Below are 25537 nucleotides of genomic sequence, written 5' to 3'. Positions count from 1 at the left end.
TATAAAAGAGGATAAATTCCATAATTTAATAAGTGAGACCACACCTTAAAGCATAAGGCTATGAATCTACGGATTCATGGCCTTTTTTTGTTTTTTTAGGATAAAGAGTAGGTCTCAAGGAGGGGGAGATGGTCACCTTAGAATCATGGGGAGGTATGAAAATGATACCAAAATACCAGTTATACATGGTAGAATATTGATTATAATTCCAAATTTAGGTTTTTGATTTTGTTTGATAAGCAAGTCATCCGTTTGAGCAAATGAAGCATCCCCATACTAAGGTACATAGGAGCGTGAACAGATTGAAGATGAAGCGAGTGGTTCAAGGGAAGAAGAAAAGAAGATTTGTTTATATGATAGGACTGTTAACAGCAGTCATGATGGCAGGTACAAGTTTTTCTTTTGGAATGGGGTCTGGGCAGTGGACGACAGTGGTTAGTGCTGCGGGAGTGAGCGACAGCGTAGGGAGTCGGTTCAGCGATATCAAAGGACACTGGGCTCAGGCAACGATTGCAAAAGCATATGAGAAAAAATTGATTTCCGGCTATCAGGATGGCACTTTCCGCCCGAATGGTAAGATCACACGCGGGGAATATGCAGCAATACTAGCTCGCGCGACCAGAATCGAGAATGCTCAGGGGCAGGAGCAGTCTTCTTTATCTGATCTTCAAGGACATTGGTCTGAAACGGCTGTTCGCAAGTTGGTGGGACAAGGCTTTATTGACGCTGGTGATTATGCAGGCGGCTTTAAGCCCAATACGGAACTGACACGATATGAAATGATGAAGTGGATTGCAAACGGACTGATCAAGTCGGACATAAGTTTTCAGAATGCTTTTAATGATACAAAAAACACTCTACTGCCCACACCCGAAGTAAATCGCGGAACGATCCGTGATGAGCAGATTCCGTACCTCGCTGTAGTGCGCGGAACAGGCATTGTCGGTGGATTTCAAGATGGTACGTTAAAACCAGCAGATACGACGACTCGTGCAGAGGTTTCTGCTATTCTGCTTCGCTACATGGACGTGGAGGGAACAGATGCTTCCAAGTACAGCGACCTGAACGAGATGCGGGAAGTGGGCACGACAGGTACGAATTTAACGACGATTAGTAATTATAAGTATAGCTCTGGTTCTGTCATGATTTCAGATCTATCAGAAGCTGATATTAGCCTTAGTAACAAGTCTGGAGTATTACAAATTCATCGTTTTATCGTTGTGGATGCGACTCAAAGTAAACCAGAAGGAATTTATGCTAAGCTTTTTATGCCTGAAAAGTATGCAAGTGGTTCGTATAGGACTTTTGTAGATATTTCCTTCAAGTCTAATTTAGAAAGTTCTAATTTGATCACATTCAATAGGGGGTTATCTGATTCACTAATACAGTTTAATCGTCTCAATTTGGATGTGGCTAAGAAACAAGGTATTAATACAATACCTATGGACTCGGGACAATTATTAAAGAAGGGTATTCAAAAAAGATTTTGGGTTACTTCAACTCTGAGAAACACATCGTGGTCTTATTCTCTGAAAACAGATGAAATAGGTGAATTTAGAATTCAAAGGTAGTTCAGTAGGATGGTGAGTAGGTTGTAATGAGAAAAGTAATATATTCTTGTGTAGCTATATTATTTGGAGTGTTGATATTACAACTCACAGAGTTAATATTGACGTCAAACATAGTAAACGCTGTTACAAGTGAGTATGGCCCTAAAAGAATGAAGAGCCCTCAGTATGTTACCACACTAGCGAACCCTAGGGTGGGAAATCCGGGAGTGTATTGGTACCAAGAGAATAATGGGAAATTTAGAGCTGATCATTCAGGAGGACCGACCTATGCAAATAATGCAGGGAGTTGCTCAAATCCATTTCCTGCAGCTACAGAGGTTCCCGATAGTGTAGATTTTAGTAATTGGCCACCAACAGACTGGCCTGATTACAATTCTACAAGAATTGATACTAATAAAGTTAAAAACATACGTATTCATGATGTTAAATATCAAGGAAGAGCAGATCAAAATTCGTATACTGGTATAGGAGATATTAGACCTCCGTTCTTATCAACTGTTGTAGCGATCAGGACAATTACTGGAGGATATCATGTACCAACGGAACATAAGCTATTTGATAATGGTGGTAGAACAACTGCTGGCTGTCCGAAGTATAACGTAGCTTACTTCACCCCTATGGACATCATTTGGGAAGGTGATCTGGAGGAAGAAAAAGAAATTGACGTTACACCTGATACTACCCTAACCATTGGCCAGACCAAACAGATGGTAGCCAAAGTAAAGACCAAAGGCTATGGTTCCACAACGTGGAGTGAGGGGGTCGATGTATCTGGCAGGGAGGCGGAGATTAAATGGTTTTCTTCGGACGAAGCGGTGGCAAGCATTGAACTAAAGACAGGTATGTTAAAAGCGGAAAGCCCTGGAACGGTTACGGTACGTGCAATTTGGAACAATGGTACATATCTCATTTCGGATACAGCCACCGTTACCGTGACGTCCGAACCGGGACTGGTTGTGAACCTGCCTAATGCGTGTAAATCTACGACAACACCATTGCAGGCGGAAGCAGTCCTTACCAAATCAGATCGAAGTAGCCATAAATTAACGGTGCATCCCAAATTGATGTGGAGCAGTTCGAATGCTTCTGTGGCGACAATCGGTGCTGATGGCAAAATTACAACAAAGGGTATTGTGGGTACTACGATCATCAAAGCTCATTTCCTGGATACCGCCCAGCGTATAGATGAACAGGCTGAACAAGAGCTTGAGGTCAAGGAATGCTCTAATGGCGGAGGTGGAGGAGACACGGGCGGTGAAGATCCAGGAAACGATCCTGCGAATGCCTGTCCGGTGAGCATCAGTCCACCAAGTCGAGGCGCAGTACTTGAAGCTAAAGTGATGGATCCTTCGGTTCAAGGGGTGCTCAGAGCAGACATTCGGGGTGCCGAGAAATTTGATGTTACACGAGGAATCCCAACGTCGGAAGATTTATATGCAAATGTTCTCGCCAAAGGATATTTGTTTCAGCACCGATGGGTGAACATGACGGGCACAGTGACCTATGATGTTAAAGTCAAGAAGACGTACCACAAAACGTGGACAATACCAGGCCGACCTTCCCGCGGTGAGGGGGATCCAGGCACACAACCAGAGCCCAAAGAACGTGATGTGCCAGGTGATCGATCGATGCGAGTAACAAGGGGATATAGTTATTGGCATATTGATAACTTAGAGGTCTACAAATTAAATGAAGCCAAGGTGTCTAACTATGCGCTTGGTGGTTACGGAGGTGTAGTTACGCTGACACCAAATTCCTACATACCTCCAACTCTACAATCTATGACGGATACTGCTGTGCAGAGCCATGTTAAACCTTCGCCATGTCGTGAGATTGATCTGGGTACCCAGACTGTCCCTGGAGGTTCCACTGAGCCGCCTACGCCGATGGAAACTTCACTTTTTCAAGCAGAAGCAGAAGCGGTGGTTCAGGAGAATGCGGTTAACAATGACAAAGTGGTCTTTAATGGTACGACTATTATGAATAATACCCCAGCCCAGAAGGAAGCCCCCAGACCTGGAATGATTCCGCAGCCTCATATGATCGGGGATGATGTGTTATATCAGAACAGATTAACCATTCAGAACACACTGATGAACAGAGCAGATCAGCCGAGCACGGGTGACATATTCTACGGACTACTCCCTGAAAACGTAAACGGTGGACAAAATCAGCGGTTTTCAATTCCCGGTATCAATCCGGTCACGGTACATACACCAGTGGTCAACTATGCTTGGGTTTCGGATGACCAGCCGCATAACCAGAAAACAAAGCCAGATCCTGTGCGGGCGGCGTTAATTCTGGAGCGTCCATTCCTGGTTCGTATCCCCACGTCAGGACAACATCTAGATGAAGTACGTTATCCAGGTTACGGAAATCGCGATTACGGAAAGTATTTTCGCAGTAAACAGGTGCGTTTCCCGTTCGATGTTTACACGGATGGCAAAAGTAGCTTTATCCCAGCCCAAACCTGGGTTGATATTCCCGTCAATCAAATGGATACTACCTTTGTGCTTCCTGTCTGGATTGATGAAGGCGCCTATCAGATTGAGTTCCGCAACATCGCAGAGAATGCACCCATGCAGTTTACGGCACAACCTGATGCTAATACGGATCTGGCACATCATGTCGCAACGGATACGGTAGCTGTGGAGGTCATTGGGCGATTGTATGATTTTCGAATCACAGATATCGCGGACTATCATTGGGAGAGGGTGTTTCGTCAAAGACCAGGAAGTCCCGAGCCTACGGGTGTTAACTACTGGACAGGAACAAATGAAATTGATGGAGATCCGAGGGGCAACCTGGCTCCGTATGTTTTGCCAATCCGCCCAGGTAGCCACCCTGTGCAGGGATACCGCAATGTCGCTGTGAAGACAGGTTATCACTTTAAGTTTGATGTGAAGACCAAGGGGAACATGTTTGGCAAACAGGATGGTATCCGAATAACTCCAACTTTCTTTTATATCCCCAAAGACGGAACCAAGAGGCAGGAAGTGGATTTGTACTACCATCGAGGGCAGCAGCAACTTATCCGTATTGGATCTGCACAGGATGTTGAGAAGCGTTATGTAGTGCTGAACGCAAGGCTACGAAACGTGCCTGGAATGGAACTCAGCGATACAGCACGCTATCAGTACACCCATGAATGGACATCAGAAGATCGGCAGTTGTATACGCTGGAACAGGCGATGGTTCGGTTTGTGACCCAGACGTCATATCGTCAAACTTGGACAGGCAGGTACGATTGGATGATTCTCCCGTCACAGATTCGTACACTCATAGGTCCAAAAACAGACCTTCCTTCCGGGGTGGATATAGATCGGGCGAATGCCGCCATACAGCGCTGGTACGGAGAATATAGCCTGCCAGCCGATGTATATGCTGTTCCCAAAGGCACGAATCTGGAGCGTCTGGCCCGAGAAACTTTGCTAGATGACAAGGCTCCTGTATTCCTGCAAGATGGATACATCGTAGTGAACTTTAATCTGGAAACGTTACAAAATGGCAATACACTCGCGCCTCATCTGCAATATATGCACGCCCCATTAATGAATCAATGGAAACTGGAAGGTTTTAATGGAAGTCCAGCGGATGAACAGGGGATAAGATGGCAGACGAGAGATGGAGATGTGGTGTGGTATCATGCAGATCAATCCAGCCGTGATGATTTTCAAGCGCAGGTACCTCATTAGCGAAACGACGGGTTTGAAATAAAAGTAGAAGCTTTATATACGAAGTAGCTGTGATGTGAGTCTGCGTCACGGCTACTTCTTTTTTGTATAAACAGATTATGCTTGATCCGTTGAACGGGTATAAAGGGTAAGGAGCACTTTCCTGATACTCACTTGGCACCACGCTCTACATTCCGTTTTACATGAATAACATACGACGCTCACCGAGAGGGGAATTGATATGATTGACGAAGTTCAACAACAGCAACAGCAGATTGCCCGGAAAACAGATATAGCTTCGATCACGAGTACATATAAAGGGGGGGATCTGGGGGTTACCCTTCAACCGGCTGTTTGTTCTTTCAAAGTTTGGTCTCCCATTGCAATTCAAATGGAACTGCTTCTGTACCCACCCCTCACAGGTGGAAGTCCCGATGACATCCCGAACGCGTTGAAGCAGAGTAACATCCCAATGCATTCCGGTGAACAGGATGTGTGGGTTTTAGAAGTGGAAGGGGATTTACGAGGTTATCGCTATATGTTCAAGCCAACTTTTGCCGATGGAACTTCAACGATCACGGTTGATCCTTACGCGCGAGCCGTAACCATGAACGGTGAAATGGGTGTTATTGTGGACATGCAGGAGACTCACCCTGAGGGTTGGCAACAGGATGAACGTCCCGAATTGAGTCATCCCACGGATGCTGTCCTGTATGAGCTACATGTCCGGGATTTCTCCATTCATGCTTCTTCCGGGATTGCGAACAAAGGAAAGTATCTGGCTTTCACCGAGACTGGGCTTCAAGATACAACAGGTAATACGCTTGGAATCGATCATTTGGTTGAACTAGGCATTACACATGTACACCTGTTGCCTGTATTTGATTTTGCTACGGTAGACGAGGCGAAGGTAGATGATGATCCTAAGGATGCCTCTAACTATAATTGGGGTTACGATCCGCTGCATTACAATGTTCCGGAAGGATCTTATGCATCACGCGCAGATGAACCCGTAACGCGAATTCGTGAATTCAAGTCCATGGTGCTTGCACTTCATCGTAAAGGGATAGGTGTCATTATGGATGTCGTGTACAACCACACGTTTGATACAGCGGAGAGTTCATTTGAGAAGCTCGTTCCCGGATATTATTATCGTCAGCATGCCGACGGAACGTACAGTAACGGTTCAGGCACAGGCAATGAAGTGGCAACAGAACGAGCTATGGTTCGTAAATTTATTATCGATTCGGTGCGTTTCTGGGCAGAGGAATATCATGTGGACGGTTTTCGTTTTGATCTGATGGGGCTGATGGATGTTACGACGATGAAACAGCTCGCATCCGAGCTTCATACTGAGGTATCTCCCTCCATCTTGTTATACGGCGAACCTTGGGGAGCAATGGAATCACCTTTGGGTGATGAAATGACCTTGAAAGGAACACAGCGCGGATCAGGCTTTGCCGTGTTTAATGATAATTTCCGTGGTGTCATTAAAGGAGACAGTGATGGGGACGGCAAAGGTTTTGCGACGGGTGAAGACGGGAAAGAAGCGGAGTTATGGACAGGCGTGCAAGGGTCTATTCATGATTTTACGGAAGGTCCATCTGAGACTATTAATTATGTAACTGTACATGACAATCTTAATCTGTGGGATAAGGTGGCCCGTACGCAAGGGTTACAAGATAAGCTGGGCTTTCTGACGTATGATGAGGATGGGAGTATCCGGGGGTTCGACAATGTGGAAGAGGCTGTGCGACAGGCTGATCCTTATCTTCAGATCGATCCAGCGCATGTGCTCGGAAACGAAACCGTGAGACGCTGCCTTCTTGCAAACGGTATTGTACTTACCTCACAAGGTGTTCCGCTGGTTGCGGCAGGAGATGAGTTGCTGCGAAGTAAGTACGGAGATGCCAACAGCCATGAGAGTGGAGACGTGGTCAACGCTATTCATTGGGATCAGAAGCAACGATTTAAGCCCGTATTCGACTATTACCGTGGCCTGATTCGCCTGCGGCGGGAGCATCCTGTTTTTCGCCTGCGTACACGCGAAGCGATTGAGAAGCATGTTCGACTTTTGCAAAAAGATAAAGGACTTTTAGCATTCGAGTTGCAGGGTGCAGATGTGAATGATGCATGGCAACGGATTATCGTGATCTACAATGCGACCAAAGAATCTCGTCGGATCTCTATCCCTTCAGGCACATGGAGAGTGGTTGTTGAAGAAGGACAGGCTGGTGTAAATACGCTTCGTACCATCCACGATCAGAACACTCAGCATAGCAAAAAGAGCACCAAGAGCAGCTCAGACAATCAAGAGACTAACAACAATCAAGTACAGGTCAACATGTTATCCATGACCGTATTGTTTTCGCAGTCTTCTTGAAGAGAGTCAGGCTTGTACAAGGATGACAAAATGTCCGCTTTTATCTAACAACAGGGCAGTAAGTCATAACGATGTATTTCAGTTTAAAAGTCACACAGTAGAACACTCTCTTTGATATCAAAAGAGGGTGTTTTTTTGATTCCATAGGTACATACGTTGTCAACCGCTGCGCTTGTTTACATATGATAGATGAAAGCGATTGCTCATCAATTGTTTCGATCTAACCGATATGTTGAGTACAGACAACCCCGGGTTGACAAAAGGCGTCCCACTTCGTAACATCGGGACAATACGAAATTAAAGGATATAAAGGCGGTGAGAACGATGCCGGAATGGACTTCTTTTTGTTATGAAGGCAACGATCTTGGCTTAACTTATACCAGTGCTGCGAGTACGTTCAAAGTATGGGCGCCTACAGCACAGCTGGTCAATATATTAGTTTTCGAAAATGAGGGAGAGTATAACGATCTAGGCGAAGTGTCCCATCATGAGGATGGTCAGGCATTTGAGATGACACATGACCCGGACGGGATCTGGCAACGGACTCTTTCGGGCGATTGGGCAGGACACTTTTATATGTATCGCATCGTTCATCATGATCAATGGGTAGAAATAGTAGCGGACCCTTACGCCAGAGCAGTTACAGCCAATGGGCAACGGACGGCGATCATTGATCTGAATATGACTCATCCAGAGGGATGGGATCAAGATGTAAAGCCCGCCTTTGTAAGCTCGGTTGATGCGATCATCTATGAACTGCACGTAAGAGACTTCTCTTCCGATCCTCAGGCCGAACTTCCGTACAAAGGAAAGTATATGGCTTTTACGGCTACCGGGCTTACCGATGAGACAGGCAGCCGAATTGGCGTCGATCATTTGGTTGAACTGGGGATTACCCATGTACATCTGCTGCCTGTGGCCGATTACCAGACGGTAAATGAACTCGCAGTAGCGAACACCGATCCAACGGCCAAAGTACCCTATAACTGGGGCTATGATCCGCAACACTATAATGTACCTGAGGGTTCCTATTCGACGAATCCCCGAGATCCTGCTGTTCGTATTCGGGAGTTCAAAGCGATGATTCAGTCCTTGCACCAGCAAGGGATCCGTGTTGTGCTTGATGTCGTGTACAACCATACGTACAGTGTGGAAAAAGGCCCTTTTGAGCGAATCGTGCCAGGTTACTTCTATCGTTATTATGAAGATGGTACACTCAGCAACGGTTCAGGTGTAGGGAATGAACTGGCAACAGAACGTCCTATGGTACGAAAATATATTCTGGATTCCTTACGCTATTGGGCAGAAGAATATCATATTGACGGATTCCGGTTTGATCTAATGGCACTGATTGATCTGGACACGATGAGTGAGCTTACCCGTCAGTTAAAAGAAAAGATAGACCCTACCTTTCTGATCTATGGAGAGCCGTGGATGGGAGGCGACTCTCCGCTGGGGCGTCAAACCCTCAAGGGAACACAGAGAGGCAAAGGATTTGCTGTATTCAATGATCATTTTCGCGGTGCGATTAAAGGAGACAGTGACGGTAGCAGTAGAGGATTCATCACAGGTGCCGGCGGCTTGGAATATGAAATAGGCAAAGGTGTTGCGGGAGCACTGGATGACTTCACCTCATCCCCCGCCGAAACCGTTAATTATGTGACCGCCCATGATAACCTGAATCTCTGGGATAAAATGGCTACCTCGCTCCATCTTCGACATGATCTGGGCTTTCCTGTATGGAAAGACGGACAGCCTGTGGAGGGAGGCAGTGCCGAGTCGGCGGTTAAGGCGGCAGATCCGTATCGATATGTCGATGAAGCAGATGTATTGCATAATGAAATGGTTCGCCGTTCCATTCTTGCATCTGGCATCCTGCTTACTTCACAGGGAATACCGTTTCTACATGCCGGTGATGAGATGTTAAGATCCAAGGCTGGAGATCATAACAGTTATCGAAGCGGTGATGCGGTAAATACGATCACTTGGGCCAATAAAGCCCGATTCAGGCCTGTATTTGACTATTATCGTGGGCTGATCCACTTGCGGCGCACCCATCCGGCGTTCCGTATGATGGAGGCAGAACAGATTCGCAGACATCTCCGCTTCATTCGGATGGATGGAAACGTTGTTGCCTATATGCTTGAACATGGAGCGAACGAAGATTCATGGCATCGGATTATGATTATCTATAACGGCTCGGAGGAATCTCAGACCATACACCTGGATGAGGGTGAGTGGAAGGTTGTTGTGAATCATCATACCGCTGGAACCGACGTGATCGAGACGGTTACGGGGGAGGTTCAGGTGGAACGTTGGTCGCTTATGGTTCTGTACGACAAGGAGCTCACGCCCCAGTCAGAACCGGCTGCACTGCAAATCGCTCTTCCGCGCAGGGTATTTGCTCCGCAGGAAACTTCTCAGCTACGAGCAACGGTGAGGGATCATATCGGCAATGTATTGGAAAATGTACCTGTGGTATGGAACTCTTCTGATCCAGACATGGTTCGTATAGAAAAAGATGGCACTATTCGTACATTGAGTCGTGGTGTAGTGTCAATTACGGCAAGCGTCGGTTCGATCACAGCGTCTTGTACCGTTCAGGTTGATATCCGCTACGCTGAGCGAATCGAGATCATAGGTGAACCAGTGCTATATACAACTCGAGTTAGTCGTTTCCGTGCGTTGGTGCTGGATCAATATGGGCAGCCACTTACAGATGCTCATATTCGCTGGAGTTCTGCTCATTCGGATGTAGCTGCTGTAAGCCAAGCGGGAATCGTGAGGGCGCTGACTTCGGGGAAGTCCATGATCATCGCAGAAATAGGCTCCGTTCGTGCGGCATATGCGGTTACGGTTCACAGATACCTGTCACGAACCGTGACCATCTGTTACGAACGCGCTGATGGCTGTTATGACGGCTGGGATGTTTGGGTATGGGGAACGGGTATGGAGGATGGAGCCATTCGCTTGGAGCGGGCAGGCCATGTTGCGAAAGCACGGTTCCGCGTAGCTCCCGGTCTGCATCATCTGGGTTTTGTCATCAGGCTGAATGAGTGGGAGGCCAAGGACACTTGTGGAGATCGCTATGTGGATATCATGCCTGAGGATGGTGATCTGCAGATTAGGGTACAAAGTGGGTCAGATGAAATGCAGATTGTGCGAGAAAATCCTGAAAAGGATGATCTGAATAGTGCATGATGTGTGCTTCTCTGTAATGTTTTGAACAGGTAATTCGTTTCATCACTCCAAGCACTAATCTTACAGTCGGAAGGAATTCCGGCTGTTTTCTTATGCTCCAAAACACATATAATTACAAAAAAAGGATAAAAAACTCCGGGTTTATGTTTTAGATGCCGGATCATTGGGGTAAATATAGATATGGCCCAACATATGGCCTCAGAAAAAAGACCGTTTTGGTCTATGAGAGAAGCCGTAGAGCTTGCCAACAAAACCAAAGTAGGGATCCCTTGAAGGAGGATGTTCAACCATGAAATCCAACGGAAAAATGGCTCAACTTACAGCAACGCCAAGAACTGAAAAGAAAGGTGCAGCATTGCGCCTGTTAAGACAAGGTGGACGAGTTCCTGCCGTAGTATACGGACCGGGACAAGAAGGTGCCGCCATACATGTGGATGAAAAAGAAATGCTGAAAATGGCTCGTACAGGCCGCTCAGAGATGTTTAACCTTAATGTAGAGGGCGGAAAAACCGTTCCTGTACTGATCAAGGATCAGCAGGAGCGTAATGGACGTCTGCTACACGTTGACTTTTTACAAATTTCGAAAAATAAACCGATTAGCGTTAGTGTATCGATTGATTTCCAAGGTACTGCTGCTGGTTCCAAAGCAGGCGGTGTCTTCCAGACGCAAGAAACGCAACTGGAGGTTGAAGGTTTGCCAGCAGATCTGCCAACTTCGATCGAAGTCGACGTCAGTGGTCTGGAAATTGGTGACCGCTTGACAGCAGGCGATATTAAACTGGATAAAGGTTTGACGCTCGTGACATCACCAGATTCTATCGTGGCTTCGGTTATGCCGCCGCAAGCTGTTGAAGAGGAACCAACCGCTTCTGCTGATGAAGCGGCTCCAGAAGCAGAAGAAGGTCAATCTGCAGAAGAATAGGCGAACGCTGGAATTTCAAAAATTCTGCGTAAATCAGGTCCAAGCTCAGTCCACTTCTTGTGGGCTGGGCTTTTTCATATGGATTTAAGGAGCGTATTTGTGGTACAACGTGAAGATAGATGAAATCGAAAAGAAAGCAGGTTTGCCCTATGTTTGACCCCACGATATACGATAATTTAAAAGTAGCCTTCGAGAATTACCTCTATGACCTGGACAATCTGGATGAGAGCATTCACATTACCCATCGCAGGGATCAATTAGAAATGGCAAGCATGTCCCGGGAATTCACCTTGCGGTTCTGCCTGAGAGATCATACTGCTGTGACCGCGGAAGTGGTATTGAAAAGTTCGTTGCAGGCCATAGCCGCAGAGATTCTGGAGACTCCAGGCAGCCACCCCGGCTGTGAACTAGAGCTTCGCTTTGCGTGGGTAACTAAAGAACTGGAGCCACGTTGTCACGATGTCCAGTCGATTATGCAGGAAAATTGGCCCGATCAGCGGATAGTTCAGCATATCCACTACCTTTTTGGAGAAGCTCCGGTATCATTTAACGTTTCTTCCAATATATATTTCGGAAGGCATGTGAATGAGGATCAAATGCATGATATCCCATTGTTATGTGATTGCATGGTTCATGTGCTGAACAAATTGAGAGAAATAAACTAATAAAAATATGACAAATAGAACTTTTTGAAGCCTTGTCTCGTTTGGAGATCAGGGCTTTTTTTGTATTTTTTTTAGATATTTGTATAGGCTTTCAGGCTTAGGAAAATCAGATTTTGGGTTATTAATTTACGCAAGCAAGTAAGAGAATGTATATTTAGAGAGGGGAAAAGTGCAATTGGACTATAAATAAATGGTGAAATTGCGAAAAATTATTTGGGACTAAAGATTTATATATGAACTAAAGGAACTAGTTTTCCTTGCCGATAAAATATCGAAGGGGAGAAACTACATGACAGAGAAATTAATTCGTCTGCTGCGTATACTTCAGGCTATACAAGCTAATCCCGGAATCTCTGCAAAGGAATTGGCGCTGAAATGTGGTACAACGGTGCGCACAATCTACCGCGATCTCCGGATTTTGGACAGGGTTGCTCCCATAATGAACGAAGGATATGGAAAGGGTTATCGATTTATCGGTGAGTTTGCCATGTATCCTTTAGATTTTACCGAACAGGAAGCCATGCTATTCTGTATGCTTCCGGCCTTAGTCGATACATCTAAATTACCTGCTGAATTTGACTCAGCATATGATAAGGTTATATCGGCACATACTAAACAAAAAACAAGGAACAGTGAAATTGTGGAAAATATTGCAGGAATTATTCGGATGGGGATACCTGCTTACCGAGAAGAAGGAAAGGATCCAAACTTGTTAATTCCCATTATCGAAGCGATTTTAGATGGACGGACGATTCAAGCGCAATATCATACGCTCACGAATAACGAGATTACGGTTAGACAAATAGACCCTTATTATCTCGTACCGCGTGATCAACGTTTCTATCTGATTGGGTACTGTCATTTACAGCAGAAAGTTCGGTTGTTTCGCATTAGCCGCTTCCTGGATGTAACACGAACCAATGCTGCATTTGATATGGGTGACTTCAATATCACTCAGTATATGAAGAATACTTGGTCTGTTGACCGAGGGGACGAGCATATTCATTTTAAGGTAAGATTCTCCGAAAAGGTGGCCCCTTACATAAAAGAAGAAGAGATGTTTGTTCGTCCACGAATGACAGATCTTATGGATGGTGGTTTGTTATTCGAAGTAACACTGAATAGCAGTCGTGAATTTTTGCAATGGTTATATCAGTTCGGTGCTGAGGCTGAGGTACTTGAACCTCGCGAGTATCGGAGAGAGATTCGCAAACAACTTTTGGAATGGTTGGAGCACTATAAAGATGAAGAGGCTTTATAGCCATAAGCCAAGGAATATCTGTAAAAAGGAGCATTCGTATGAGTAACAAAATTTTTGCCGCTTTGATGGGCATGGAAAACTATCATGGAGCACAAGCTCTGCATGTGGGGGATACACTGTATCTTGTAAAGGACCCGGATAATCGCTTGGATCATCAAGCCATTAAAGTGGTTATCCCCCCAATAGGGGAGGTGGGGTATATCGTAAACCATGCTGCTATGGTACCTCATGGATGCTGGACTGGTGCGGGATTCTACGATGCCTTCTACCAACAAACTTGTGCAAAAGTAAGATTTATGATGAAGGATATGGTAATTATTGAACTGATCGAAATCATGCATGTACCTGTATCTCAGATGGACTCTATTATTACGGAATGGCAGTTCCGTGAGAAAGCCTGATCAAGAAAAAAGGCTCATGAACGGATGAGCCTTGTGTAAGCTGCCTCCAAGTAGAGAGCGGTTCTTGACCAACTGAAATGAGAACTTGCTGTTTCGCGTCCACTTCTTCCCATGGATTGCACAAGATCAGGTCGTGTGGCCAATTGACGCAAGGATGAAGCAAACTGCTGAGGGTGCTTATACTCTGATATCAAGTATCCGTTCATTCCCGAATGGATAATCTCCCTTATACCCCCATTATCCGAAGCGATGACAGGAATGCCGGAGGCCATAGCTTCTACATTCACCAAGCCAAAGGCCTCGTGGTTCTGTGAAGGACAGACCAGGCAGTCTACACTTCGATAGAGCTGATCAATCTGTTCATGATTCATCTGCCCTAAAAAGGCGGCATGAACGTTATGTTTTTGTGTCAGTTTACGTAATGAGCGTACATACTTTGGAGGGCCCTTGCCTGCAATGACCAGCTGGACAGGTACTTGCTTTTGTGCTAAAGCAATAGCACGAATTAGAATATCGACCCCTTTGCCAGGGATGACTCTGCCTGCATACAGGACTGTGAAACGTTCAGTAATTCCAAACTTCTCTCGCAAGTGAAGCCGTTCTTCATTGCTGGCAACGGGTCGGAAACGGTCAAGATCAGTACCTAGCGGAACGACATTTAACCGTTTCGTTACAGGAGGGAAACGGCGGCTGAGTCTACGCTTCAATGATTGGCTGTTCACGGCAATACAATCCGCTTTTTTCAGACTAGACAGTTTCCGAGGTCCGGGTTGAACAAATGTAAGTGAGTGGAGATAGAGGATAACAGGTGTTCGCGGAAAGGCTTGTTTAATGGTAGCCATACTGTGAGGTCTGTTATCCACTTGAATAACATCAACATCGAGTGTACGAAGCAAACGAATAACTGACCGGGTATAATCTACAATACTGGATGCAAAGATTCGCTGAATCGTTATCTGTCCGATCTGTTGAAGTGCCGGCAGGCCTTTAATTTGACGGCTTACAACGGTTACCTGATGACGGCGGGCAAGTTCGTGTGCGATACCTAATATACAGATTTCCACGGAACCATTGCCAGGCAGTGGTAACTTCTCTGGTGCAACCAGAACGATCTTCATGAATCCACTCCTCCTTGTCCGACATGTTCATGACACATTTCATGCATTGTATGTTAGAGGTGGATATTTGGCTCCTGTGAGACGTATATTGGATCATGCAAATGACATGGAATATAATACAGCCTGGCTGGATGCAAATCGACACTGCTTTTGTGATATACTGTACAGGGTTCAACTAGCGTGTATTGCATAGAAGCAGGAGGAAGATGATGTTACGTTCAATGCTGGGTCGTTTCCGGCTAATGTTATGGTTACAGGGGATTTCATATATTTTACTGTTGTTCGTTGCGTTTCCCCTTCGGGATGCAGGAGTTATGCCTCAAGCGGTGACTTGGTTCGGAAACTTGTATGGTTTTTTGTTTCTGATGCATCTCTTGTTTATGGTATCTTTATACACAACTCAGAAGTGGCGTTTGCGCCGTCCCATTGCGTTATTCTTCATTTCGTTTGTACCGCTGGGCAATATGATTTATGATTTTTTTGTTTTTCGAAAATTGGCCCTTAACACTGAAAATAAAGCTTGACTTTATTTTATGTTATGAAATATGATGTATACAGGTTATTCACCGGTTTCAACTAAAACTACATATTCCTGTTAAAGGGGAGTAGCTTTTACAGTAAAGTCGTCAATTCGGGATCACATCCCCGGCTTTATTGGCAGCATTTTGTTGTTAGCGAGACCTTTACCAAGTTTTTATGCTCGGTAAAGGTCTCTTTTTGTGGTTATAAAAGGATCTTTACCAGCGATGGTAAAGATCCTTTTTTTTGTACATCATAAGCATATTAAGGAGGAGTCAATGTTGGATGCAGCACTGTTATTAGAATATGGGTGGGTACTTTTAGTCCTTGTTGTCCTTGAAGGATTACTGGCAGCAGATAATGCCCTGGTACTCGCAATTATGGTAAAACATTTACCTGAGGAAAAGCGTAAAAAAGCATTGTTTTATGGTTTGATGGGGGCTTTTGTTTTCCGTCTCGGGTCGTTATTCCTTATCTCATTCCTTGTGGATGTGTGGCAGGTTCAAGCGATTGGGGCATTATACCTTCTGTACATTTCGATAAACCATATCGTCAAAAAGATATTGAGTGGTCGAAATAAAACAGACGAGGCAGCTGACGATACACCAAAAAAACCAAAGAAACAATCTGGATTCTGGATGACTGTATTTAAGGTTGAAGTCGCAGATATTGCTTTTGCAGTAGATTCAATCTTAGCAGCTGTTGCTTTGGCGGTTGCGTTGCCACCAAGCGGATTGCCGCCAATTGGCGGCTTGGATGGTGGACAGTTCATTGTCATCTTCCTCGGCGGTTTTATCGGGCTCGTTATCATGCGTTTTGCAGCATCGTTTTTCGTGAAATTGCTTCATTCGCGTCCGGGTCTAGAAGTTGCTGCTTTTGTAATCGTAGGTTGGGTAGGGGTTAAGCTGTCAGTAATTACATTGGCGCACCCTTCCTTAGGCGTACTGGATGAGCATTTCCCGGAAAATAAAATATGGAAAATCGGTTTTTATGTTGTACTGATCACGATTGCGGTATGTGGATGGTTCCTTTCATCCAAAGTACCTGAGAAGGAAGATGAGAATCCTGTGGAAGAATTGCAAGAACAGGCTAAACTCTAAGGTCATGATCATGAGAATGTTGTTTGCCTGATGAATATGACAGAAACAGCGGTGAATAACCTAATAAACTGATGAAAAAGAGGAGGATGTCCCCGGACAACCTCCTCTTTTTCATCATTCGTTAGAATATAAGAATGCATTAATTTCCAAGAAAAGGGTTGACATTTGAAAAGATGTGCTATTAATATATACATATCAATGATGAAGGGAGGCCGAGAGACATGACGTTAGGTTATGAATTGAATCTAGGACACAGAAGCATCGACACAATTGTATATCCGGCTCATCGTCTTTTTGGCCTCATACGGTCGACATAAAGAACGGGCATATTGTTTATAGAATACAGCGTGTAGCGCTATAGGCAATGTGTGTTCTTCGCGGTATCCAGCGATGGATAACAGGTGCAAACTCATTTGTGCTGTTATCCGTTATTGTCATGTAGTAGAAGCCATGGACGATCAGTCCATGGCTTTTTTATGTATTTTTTACAAAACAACACGCGGCAAACTACATTTGCTGAACGGAACAGGAAGGAATTACAATCATTTATGAATAACGAAATGAACAATGTTGGAAATTTTAGCAACATGACTGAGGGTTATCGCCATCAAGTGAAATTACCAGCGGGAGAACTTACCGTATATGCGGCACAGCAATTATTTTCTTCTCTGGACTACAAAGTATTCGAGATGGCTAACAATAATTTGCAGATTCCGGATATCTCTTATATGGGTTATACTCCGGACGTGCATGTCGGTGTAGGAACATGTATTGGGACGACGGCGGTATGGGAGGCACAGAGTGGATATGTATCACCTTCCATCGTGGGTAGTGATATCGGCTGTGGCATGCGAGTTCATCTGACCAATCTGCATAAGGATGATCTGAAAGATGTAAAGCTGCGCCGCAAATTGGTTAAAGCGATCGAAAAAGTGTTACCGATGGAAGCCAGCCAGCGAGGCCATTTTTCCGATATAAGATTAGAGCATATTGTGAAAAAAGGACTACACGGACTGCCGAAAAAATATATTCCGGATAGCTATACACCGAAAAAGTCGACTTCACTGACGCATGTGGAGAGCAGTAAGTTTACGTATGACGAGAATGTACTGAATCTTGTTCCGGATATGACCTGGCACCGTTCGCATCGTCAACTGGGGACGCTGGGGGGCGGGAACCATTTTGCCGAGATTCAGGCGATTGAGATTGCTGAGGAAAATCGCGAAGTAGCTGAGGCTTGGGGGCTTTATGATGGACAGATTGCTGTTATGATTCACTCTGGTTCCCGCGCTTGGGGCGGATATGTTAGCCAGACAAGTTCGACAGCGATTGCCAAAGTCATGCAGCGGCTGGGCCTTGGAACTTCCGATCCCCGATTGGTATTTGCCCCGCTGGAGCATGCGGAAGGCCGCCATTACGTCAACATGATGTATTCTGCATTGAATTATGCCGTAGTGAATCGCCATCTCATCGCTTATGCAATCCGGGAAGCATTCCGGGATGTATTCGGGTCAAAATGCGAATTTCGTACACTGTACGACCTGATGCATAACTATGCTTGGGAGGAATCCCATGCAGAGCGTGGTTCGGTGTTTGTACACAGGAAAGGGGCAACACGGGCATTGCCTGCAGGCCACCAGGATAATCCAAAACCTTACATGGCTACAGGCCATCCGGCTCTGATTCCTGGCTCGATGGGGACGGCCTCGTATATCATGGTCGGTCAGCCAGAAGGCTCAGACAACTATTATTCGATATGTCATGGTGCGGGCCGTGTACGGTCGCGTACCGCAACGAAACGTTTGGTGACGGTTGAAGATTTTGCTACAGCTCTTGGCGTAGGAACGGCGGACGAGATCGTTGTGAACCAGCGATCCTTGGAATCCATTATTGATGAATCACCTCAGGCGTATAAAAACGTTGATGAAATTATAGATAGTGTTACCGGCGCCGGACTGGCTCAAGTGGTAGCCAAATGTAAACCGCTTGCTGCGGTAAAGGGAGCGAAATGATGAACGATAACGATAAACAGATGAATCCAATGAACGAAACAAAAGCCATCTATTCCTACGACGAACAGCATGATACACGTATCCGGGTTGAAGGATACGCGGTCTATTCGAGACTGATTCGGGGAATTGGTGAGGCACTTCTAAAGCGTTACGGCGTTGAATACAAGTTGTATTCAAGTTCTGATCCAAACAACGAATATTGGGAACTGTTGCGGGAAGACTTGCAGAACGGAAGTGACGAGGTCGAGCTTGTTGCTCGTATCTTTGAGGATCTGGAGCTCCAAACGTTGCATTACGATGATGATGGAGATGTGCCAACATACGGTGTGCATTATTCCATCCGCAACAACGTATTTGCTTATCCCAAATGGGGCGTAGCTTTGGTACGGGTACCTTTTTTCCGAGAGAACGGGATCTATAGTGAAGACTTTGTGTTCGCTGTAGGGGATGAAGAGATGAAGCATTTCCTGGGAAGTGTAAGGGAACGCGAACGTCAGCAAAATATGAAAAAAGTAACGGTTTACACGGATGCCCGCAATGGCAGTGACCGTCATGTAGAGTCCATAACTCGTTCGGTGAGCCGAGAAGATGTAGTTCTCTCCGCACAGATCAAACAGGATATTTTCCGCTCGCTGGATCAGTTTTTTGAAGCGGATCGTTCCTTTTACCGGGACTATGACATCCCTTACAAACGCGGTATTCTGCTCTATGGGCATCCAGGGAACGGAAAAACAACGCTGGTGAAATCGATAGCAGGCAGTATTCCTGGACCGGCAGCTTATTGGCAAATTACGGAGTACACCAACAGCGAGTCTGTGCGTGAAGTGTTTGATGCAGCCAAACGACTGGCACCGATGGTGCTGATCATTGAAGATATCGACTCGATGCCGGATGAAGTTCGTTCCTTTTTCCTGAATACACTGGATGGTGCGACGTCGAAAGAAGGGATTTTCTTGATCGGTACGACAAACTATCCGGAAAAAATCGATCCAGGTCTCATGAACCGTGCCGGACGATTCGACCGGGCCTATGAGATTCCACTGCCTGATGAAGCTTTACGCTTGCAATATTTGCGGCAGCGTGGGTTTAGCGTGTTTGCAGGTGAAGAAGGGACGATCGAAGCGGCCCGCTTGACAGATACGTTCTCGCTTGCCCAACTCGGCGAATTGTATGTCAGCGTTGCGCTGGAGTGGCATCAAAACGGGCGAACCGATATTGTTCAGGTCATTCAGTCCATGCGGGGAGAACTGGACAAAAGTCATAAACATAATTGGCTTGCACAACCGGGCAAGGGTCGGGCTGGATTTTATTGATCTGTTATATGAGTCTTGTTTTCTGATCTAATACGTTGACTGATGCCATTCTGATGGACTATAAAGTTTGGAGTATAAATGGTTCTGAGCCATAAATATAAATTCACCTTTACTGGGTATACTAACCTTGTCTTTGATAACATACAATGACTCTCGGGAGGTACATATCGCAGCCATGTGCTGATGAGATGCCGGAAACTGACACGGCCTGTTGTCATGCCCTCGCAGAGCACCTGTTAGCAGAGAAAGAAGCATTTTGGACAATGGTAATATGCAACAATTTTTATGCCAGTTGTTTAAATGCCTTCGGAGCGGTTAATAGTAGTCAGACGCAACAAAAATTATAAAATAGAGGTGAATGATATGGGTTGGTTATGGTCATTAATTATCGGTGGTATCATTGGTTGGCTCGCAGGTCTGATTGTTGGTCGTGACATCCCAGGCGGTATTATTGGTAATATCGTTGCTGGTTTTATCGGTGGATGGTTAGGTGGAGTCATTCTTGGAGACATGGGTCCTGAGATGGGCGGATTCCACATTGTACCGGCATTGATTGGTGCGATTGTGCTTGTAGCGATTGTCAGCTTGATCTTCCGTTCGATGGGACGCAGCCGCGGGTAAACTAGAGCGAGCGATGTTCCTGATTAAGAAGTTATGGTGCAGCTGAAAGCTGTATGAACCATATCGATATGAATGCTTCCATGCGAAGCTGAATGAAGAGGTTGATGAAGAGCCATTGCGGTGGCTTTCCATCAACCTCTTGTTGTTTTACAATGTAGGAATATGAATGCGTGTCTGAGCTAATGCTTTCATGATATTGTTTTGAACCAGAGGAGTTGAATGGAATGGAAAAAGCAACGTTTGCTGGCGGATGTTTCTGGTGTATGGTTACCCCGTTTGAGGAACAACCAGGCATCCACGGTATCGTATCAGGTTATACAGGTGGCCATGTCGAAAATCCGACCTATGAGCAGGTGAAGACTGGGGAAACAGGGCACGTGGAAGTCGTGGAGATTACATTTGATCCAGATGTATTCCCTTACGAGCGCTTATTAGAATTATACTGGCCTCAGATTGACCCTACGGATGATGGAGGACAGTTTCAGGATCGAGGATCGCAGTATCGTACCGCCATCTTTGTACACAATGAACGCCAGCGGCAGCTTGCCGAGCAATCCAAACAGGAACTCGCGGCCAGTGGGCGGTTCAATCAGCCCATCGTGACCGAGATTCGGGATGCTGTTACTTTTTACCCGGCAGAGGATTACCACCAGGACTATCACAAGAAAAACGAGAAGCATTACAAGGAAGACCGGGCACTGTCCGGTAGGGACGAATTCATTAACGAGAATTGGAAATAAGAGAAGCCGGAGAGCACCGCGAGGAGCTGTTCCGGCTTTTTCTTGACTAAAGCTATGTCAGGTAAGAGCAACATTCATTATTTAGCCGACGACGACTTGAGTGCATACTTAGAAAGAGCTTCACCCTTCATCGAATAGATCACATCATTCATATAAGTGGAGATACTTTCTAATGAAGGAACAGCAGTGCTAACGGTGTACACATGCACGTCTTCCAATGTCTGCGGGTCCAGAATATATCCTGTTTTAGCAAAATCAAGCTGGTATTGCCCGTCTTGTGTTCGGTCCACATGCATGAGCACAGGCTGAGCATCCTTGAACATACGCTCCGTCACTTTGCCTTTCATCGTGTATAGCTCAAGCTTTGAGCCAGTGAGCACGGTGTACCCATTACCCGCTGTTTGAATATACGCATCCCCGGCGATTGCACGCCCCCATGCAAGCTTGCCATCCGAACCAAATCCCATCAACCGATTGCCGGTGGTTTCGAAGTTAGCACGCATCAGGACGGAACCATCATCCAGAATTGCCAGAGCTTCACCGCCGCCATCTCCTTGTGTATTGGCATCAGCCGGGAATTGATAGAAGGACAGACGGTTTAATGAGGTGTCATAGATTTCAATTTTGGGATTGGCAACCGGTTGCCAGAAGTTTCCCGACTTGACCTGTTTGCTCGCATCGACAACAATCCTGCCCTGAGCTGCTTTGAGTACAGTGCCTGCAATTGTTTTTTCGGTCAACAGCTTACCTTTTTGGTCATAAAGAGAAAGGGTAGAACGCACAGAGCCATTGGATTGTACGCCCTGACTTGTAGCGACCAGTAGATTATCGTTATCCATGAGCGAGATGTTAGCTGACGAATTCACGGTTTTCACCCAGTTGGTCTTGCCGGACGTATTAAACGAATATAATTTCTTGCTTTTATCCGAATACTCCATATATACGTAGGCCGTACCGTTGCTTGCATATACAGAATTGGAGTAGGTTGTATAAGGGCCACTTTTCTCATGGAAAATAGTGCTCCACTTGAGCTGTCCTGTTTTGGCATCCAGTGCCTGAAGCGAATCGAGCTGCCAGTCCAGCGTTGTTTTGCTACTGGTTTTGGTTACGGGCTGAGAAGTGTGTACATATACCAGATTTTTAGCAGGTACAGCGTAAATGTTCTTGATCATGACGTCTTTCTCCGTATTAGCCTCATTTAACATGAGGGAGGAGGAGGTCCATGCCGGTTTAGACAAGGATTCTGTGGACGCCGCCGCGTATCCTGTAGTTGTATTCATGTTCAAGAGCAGCATGCCACTGAGCAAAAGAACGGCCCAAGTTGTGGATTTGCGTTTGCGATTCGTATAAGTAGTATGCAAGTGATAAACCACCTTTCGTCTTCGGTAAAATAACACCGATTGTAGAATTCTACCATTGATTTCTAGTGTAATTCAACCGAACACGCTGTAACCTTTTTACACCACGGATGTGATAATGCAATGTTAAAAGAGGTGAAACAGTTACAGGGAATTCATCTTCTTTAGAAGACCTTTAAAGTTTGATATATTTAGGGCTGTAACAAGAGAAATACGAAGTAACGATGACGAGGAGAAGCGGCATGAATTGGAGTGAAAACATCATCTTATGGGTTATCGCAGGCATTGTCCTGTTGTTGCTGTTAACCTGGATGACTCGGCGGATCATTTATCGTGGGCAACGCATAAGAAGTGAGGCGAATCCCCAGAAAATCACGATAAAGGATATCGATAAAATGGAGGATGGATCAGAGTTTGAATTATATCTCTTCAATCTGTTCAAGCGCCTCGGTTATGAAGAGGTTCACAAAACGACGAGCAGCCGGGATTTCGGTGCAGACCTCGTGTTTGTGGACAGGCTGGGCAGACGCACGGTGGTACAGGCCAAACGCTACGGTGCCAATCATCCTGTTGGTCTTAGCGCGGTGCAAGAGATTTATACCTCCATTCGTTATTATGAGGCGGATCGATCCATTGTACTGACTTCTGCCCGGTACACGGAGGCTTGCCGCACGCTGGCTGCGGTGAATGAGGTAAAACTGCTGGATCGCGAGGACTTGATCGAGCTAATTGCCCTGTTTAAGTCGCGCAGGCTGGACGAAGCGATGGAACTGATCGAAGAGCATGACCACGAACCCATTGAGACGTGGCAGTCTCGGCGCAAGCGATCCTGATGTCAGTAAGGTAAAGGAGAAATCCGGCATATATAATTGCGATTGAAAACTACCCATGACGCACATGCGTCATGGGTAGTTTTCAATCATTTTCATACGTTCTTCATATACATTCCGAACCGGCTTACTTGACTGGTCCCATCCAGGTTGAGATCGTCTTCTGCTGGTGCGGCAACGGCGGTTTCAGCTTCCCGTTATCGATCAAATGCTTCAAAATATAAGCGACCAGCCGGCCTCCGCCGGTGTTGCCTCTCACCATGTAAGCAAGCTGCGGCTCCAAATGTTTCGGCTGATTTTGCAGGAACAGGTTGAGCATTTTGTCATAGAGCTTGCCGACAGCAGGCGCATACAGAGCGGACAAATCCGGCATTGCCTTGTTCAACCGAGCCAACGTTTGCGGAGAGTCAAACCAAACCGCATTGAACTTGTACCCCTCCTTCGTCTTGCGGATGTATCCTTTCTCCAGCAGGAACGAATACTGCTCGGCGTTCTCTTCGTTGTCGGGCAGTTCCCCTTGTTGGAACGCATGACAAATCTCGACATTCCGGTATTCCAGGAAACGCCAATCGATCTCGCGGTCGCTCCAGTAAGTATTGAATTGCCATAAGTATAAAGGAGTGTCTTCGACGTAGCGGAGCGACGGACCGAAGGTGACGTAACTACCCATATCAAAACCCGGATCGGGATAGTGGCTTCGATCTAACGCCGCATAGGCAATATATTGACCTCCGTCTTTTCGCATTGGTGCGACCGCATCGAAGTTTTCGCCCGCTGGCATGCTCCGCCAGGATTGCTCCTCGATGTTTTTGGGCAGCAAGGTCCAGAGCAGGAAGTTATAGTCGCCGTCCGGAACGTACACTCCGCTATCCTCGACTTGATGGCGAACTTCCATTAACGCGTCAAAATGAACATCGGCCACTTCGGCAGCGCAATCTTGCCAAAATGCATGACCGGCTACGGCCAACTCGAAGAGGTCCCAGACGATGGTATTGCTTTGGTATTTGCCGGGAGAGGTTTGGATGAGAAAATTGTAATCAGCCAGGTACCGTACTTCGCCTTCCAACAAAGACGGCGGCATTCCCAGTTCCTCCGCGATTTGATGTACGGTACGCGCCTTGTGATAAGCCGCATAAATGATATTTTGCGCCAAGGCGCGTCCAAGAAAATCGTTGGTTTCGCCCAGTCTGCCGGCCGAACCCGAATGGCCCATTTCCCCCATGCTGACCGGATTGACACTTAAAGTTCCTGTTGTACGCATACGTTTCATCCCTTTCCGTAACTTCTTTTTAGCCTCGCTCAAATGCCACTTCACCGTGCCTTCAGGAATGTTCAGAGCAATCGCGATATCGCCGATTTTAAGCTCATCGTAGTAGTGCATGACCACGATCCGGCGATGGATGTCGGACAGAAACGCGACTTCTCGGCGCAGCTCCCGTGAAGCTTCGGTTGCCAGTAGCCGGTCAAGCGGCTCCCGGGAAGGGGCAGCAGACAATTCAGACATACCGTTGATTTCAATCGCTTGGGGAGCGTGCTCGCGCTTTTTCAACCAATTCACCCAAGTGTATCGAGCAACCGTCCAGACGTAAGCGTCAAGGCTTCTAATGTCTCGCACCCCAGAGAAGGATTTCAACAACTGCAGCATAATCTCCTGAGCCAGATCCTCCGCCTCGGCCCGGTGCTTGACCCGGTTTAACGCATAACCGAAAATCGGTTTGACATAGCTCCGAATCGCTTCCGCGGCTTCTTTTCCGTTATTACTGATTGAATCCATTTTTTCCTCCATATTTGCATCTGTAATTCCTGACAATTATATAGTGTGCCAGGAGAATTAAAGGTTGGGATTAT

At 46.1% G+C, this 25537-nt stretch carries 18 protein-coding genes; 15 read left to right on the top strand and 3 right to left on the bottom strand.

Translation table 11 applies throughout. The features are described 5' to 3' along the window. Positions 1–308: 308 nt before the first annotated feature. The 8 genes from MKY23_RS21550 (at position 309) to MKY23_RS21515 (ending at position 14078) form a co-directional block, all read left to right on the top strand. Positions 309–1571 carry an S-layer homology domain-containing protein gene (locus MKY23_RS21550; protein WP_339839616.1) on the top strand — a complete coding sequence of 421 codons (1263 nt, stop codon included), beginning with the start codon at positions 309–311 and terminating at the stop codon, positions 1569–1571. A gap of 617 nt (positions 1572–2188) precedes the next feature. Then, positions 2189–5266 (top strand): DUF5704 domain-containing protein, encoded by a 3078-nt coding sequence (locus MKY23_RS21545; protein WP_339832118.1) that lies wholly within the window; start codon positions 2189–2191, stop codon positions 5264–5266. Between the two features lie 220 nt (positions 5267–5486). Continuing rightward, positions 5487–7628, top strand: a complete 2142-nt coding sequence (pulA, locus tag MKY23_RS21540; RefSeq protein WP_339832116.1) for a type I pullulanase — start codon at positions 5487–5489, stop codon at positions 7626–7628. A gap of 324 nt (positions 7629–7952) precedes the next feature. Next, a complete protein-coding gene (gene pulA / locus MKY23_RS21535) occupies positions 7953–10829 on the top strand; it encodes a type I pullulanase (protein ID WP_339832114.1) in 2877 nt (958 codons plus the stop codon). A 289-nt stretch (positions 10830–11118) separates the two neighbouring features. Further along, entirely contained in the window at positions 11119–11751 is a 633-nt protein-coding gene (locus MKY23_RS21530; RefSeq protein ID WP_090915447.1) for a 50S ribosomal protein L25, read from the top strand. Positions 11752–11870: 119 nt separating this feature from the next. Beyond that, entirely contained in the window at positions 11871–12416 is a 546-nt protein-coding gene (locus tag MKY23_RS21525; RefSeq protein ID WP_339832111.1) for a hypothetical protein, read from the top strand. Positions 12417–12705: 289 nt separating this feature from the next. After that, positions 12706–13677: a transcriptional regulator gene (locus tag MKY23_RS21520; protein WP_154887595.1), complete on the top strand. Its 972-nt coding sequence runs from the start codon at positions 12706–12708 to the stop codon at positions 13675–13677. Between the two features lie 38 nt (positions 13678–13715). Further along, positions 13716–14078, top strand: coding sequence for an HIRAN domain-containing protein (locus MKY23_RS21515; RefSeq protein ID WP_154887597.1), 363 nt, complete (start codon positions 13716–13718; stop codon positions 14076–14078). Between the two features lie 14 nt (positions 14079–14092). On the opposite strand, the gene MKY23_RS21510 is transcribed toward MKY23_RS21515, so the two are convergent. After that, positions 14093–15196 (bottom strand): glycosyltransferase family 4 protein, encoded by a 1104-nt coding sequence (locus tag MKY23_RS21510; RefSeq protein WP_339832106.1) that lies wholly within the window; start codon positions 15194–15196, stop codon positions 14093–14095. Positions 15197–15402: 206 nt separating this feature from the next. Between MKY23_RS21510 and MKY23_RS21505 the strand changes: the two genes are divergently transcribed. The 6 genes from MKY23_RS21505 (at position 15403) to msrA (ending at position 21501) form a co-directional block, all read left to right on the top strand. Beyond that, positions 15403–15720: a DUF3817 domain-containing protein gene (locus MKY23_RS21505; RefSeq protein ID WP_253491859.1), complete on the top strand. Its 318-nt coding sequence runs from the start codon at positions 15403–15405 to the stop codon at positions 15718–15720. Positions 15721–15996: 276 nt separating this feature from the next. Beyond that, a complete protein-coding gene (locus MKY23_RS21500; RefSeq protein ID WP_154958091.1) occupies positions 15997–16815 on the top strand; it encodes a TerC family protein in 819 nt (272 codons plus the stop codon). 560 nt (positions 16816–17375) lie between these two features. Next, positions 17376–18827, top strand: a complete 1452-nt coding sequence (locus tag MKY23_RS21495) for an RtcB family protein (protein WP_090915704.1) — start codon at positions 17376–17378, stop codon at positions 18825–18827. Positions 18828–18856: 29 nt separating this feature from the next. Then, positions 18857–20140 carry an AAA family ATPase gene (locus MKY23_RS21490; protein WP_154888561.1) on the top strand — a complete coding sequence of 428 codons (1284 nt, stop codon included), beginning with the start codon at positions 18857–18859 and terminating at the stop codon, positions 20138–20140. A 363-nt stretch (positions 20141–20503) separates the two neighbouring features. Continuing rightward, a complete protein-coding gene (locus MKY23_RS21485; protein WP_090915436.1) occupies positions 20504–20761 on the top strand; it encodes a GlsB/YeaQ/YmgE family stress response membrane protein in 258 nt (85 codons plus the stop codon). A gap of 224 nt (positions 20762–20985) precedes the next feature. Beyond that, on the top strand, positions 20986–21501 hold the full coding sequence (msrA, locus tag MKY23_RS21480; protein WP_154887601.1) for a peptide-methionine (S)-S-oxide reductase MsrA: 516 nt from the start codon (positions 20986–20988) through the stop codon (positions 21499–21501). 77 nt (positions 21502–21578) lie between these two features. On the opposite strand, the gene MKY23_RS21475 is transcribed toward msrA, so the two are convergent. Continuing rightward, positions 21579–22862 (bottom strand): PQQ-binding-like beta-propeller repeat protein, encoded by a 1284-nt coding sequence (locus MKY23_RS21475; protein ID WP_339832100.1) that lies wholly within the window; start codon positions 22860–22862, stop codon positions 21579–21581. Positions 22863–23101: 239 nt separating this feature from the next. On the opposite strand from MKY23_RS21475, the gene MKY23_RS21470 reads away from it, so the two are divergent. Next, entirely contained in the window at positions 23102–23692 is a 591-nt protein-coding gene (locus MKY23_RS21470) for a restriction endonuclease (protein ID WP_339832099.1), read from the top strand. Positions 23693–23816: 124 nt separating this feature from the next. Here the strand turns inward: MKY23_RS21470 and MKY23_RS21465 are convergent, their stop codons facing one another. Further along, a complete protein-coding gene (locus tag MKY23_RS21465; RefSeq protein ID WP_339832096.1) occupies positions 23817–25463 on the bottom strand; it encodes an RNA polymerase sigma factor in 1647 nt (548 codons plus the stop codon). Positions 25464–25537: the final 74 nt, after the last annotated feature.

Source organism: Paenibacillus sp. FSL R7-0272 (assembly GCF_037969905.1).
In the GTDB taxonomy this organism is placed as follows: domain Bacteria; phylum Bacillota; class Bacilli; order Paenibacillales; family Paenibacillaceae; genus Paenibacillus; species Paenibacillus polysaccharolyticus.
Note: the sequence above shows the minus strand (reverse complement) of the source record. Positions and strands in the feature narration are given on the sequence as shown.